Here is a 998-nt window from a genome sequence, read left to right on the forward strand (position 1 = left end):
TTCATGATGCGTGACATCATCTTTAAGCCTTGATAGGTCTCTATCATCTCGTGAAGGAGCTGTTGTTCTTTTTCTGTAAGATCTTTATCTTTGCTGCTTCGTTTCTTGACCATCTTTCCAACCACATAAATGGGCTCCCTGCTTGTTATGCTTCAAAATATCTCTTGCAAGGTTGGAACTGATGACCGCAACATCCTGATTATCCAAATAAATGGGCAACCAGCCACCACAAGAAACAGACCTATTTGCCGCGCACCCAACGAGAAAGTTCAGAGCGCACACCAGCATCACTTTTTTGATTAACTTCATTTTCTACCTCAAGCCGCGTTGTTGCTGTCTTTAAAGCATTCTCTGTTTGCTTTTGCCGTTCGCTTTGCTTGCCAAGCTGAAACGCCTTGGCTAAAGCCATAAAAAAAACGGCTAAAGCCGCTGTAAACATCAGAGAATATTTCTTTAGCCAAAAAATCATAAGCGTTGCTCCCGAAACCGCTTGGCGACAATCACTATGCCCGTTACAGCCGCTAAAACCATCATGCCTGCTAATGCCCATTGCACCGGTCCATTGCCTGCTAACAAGCCGCCAAAACCAGAACAAGACCCTATAATCGGGGCAAGTGCTTCTATTTTAAGAAGTCCGGTTGCCGTTTTCGTTTCTACCCTTTGATAATTCGAAGAGACATAAGACCCTTTTGCCCATAATCCTGCTTCTGCTGCTCGACGGTTGGCTAAACCAGCAAGAGGCTTCCCACCCACCTTATTCCATTTCTGTAACTCTAAGGGTACGGCTTCATAATCCCCTTGATTAAGCTTCTTCAACAAGGTTGACTTGCAAAAAGCAGCGGTTCCTACATTATAGCAAAACGAGACCAATGCCGCGAATTGGCAATCCGTTAACGAAACCGTAACCGATTCTTCTACCGTCTTCTCAAATTGCTTTAAGTCTTCACAAAGGATTTCTTCTGCTTGCTCTTGGCTAATACACATGCCTTTTTTGACAA

2 protein-coding genes are annotated in these 998 nt (G+C 44.1%); both read right to left on the reverse strand.

Annotated features, from left to right (window positions below):
* Positions 1-241 precede the first annotated feature (241 nt).
* Entirely contained in the window at positions 242-469 is a 228-nt protein-coding gene (locus ACFILW_RS10040; protein ID WP_375612675.1) for a hypothetical protein, read from the reverse strand.
* Positions 466-998, reverse strand: a 533-nt coding sequence (locus ACFILW_RS10045) for a lysozyme (protein ID WP_375685768.1), incomplete at its 5' end; no start/stop codon positions are given. The genes ACFILW_RS10045 and ACFILW_RS10040, both read right to left, overlap by 4 nt.

Origin of the sequence: Bartonella sp. TT110JLCBS (genome assembly GCF_042193405.1) — a bacterium.
Taxonomy (GTDB): domain Bacteria; phylum Pseudomonadota; class Alphaproteobacteria; order Rhizobiales; family Rhizobiaceae; genus Bartonella.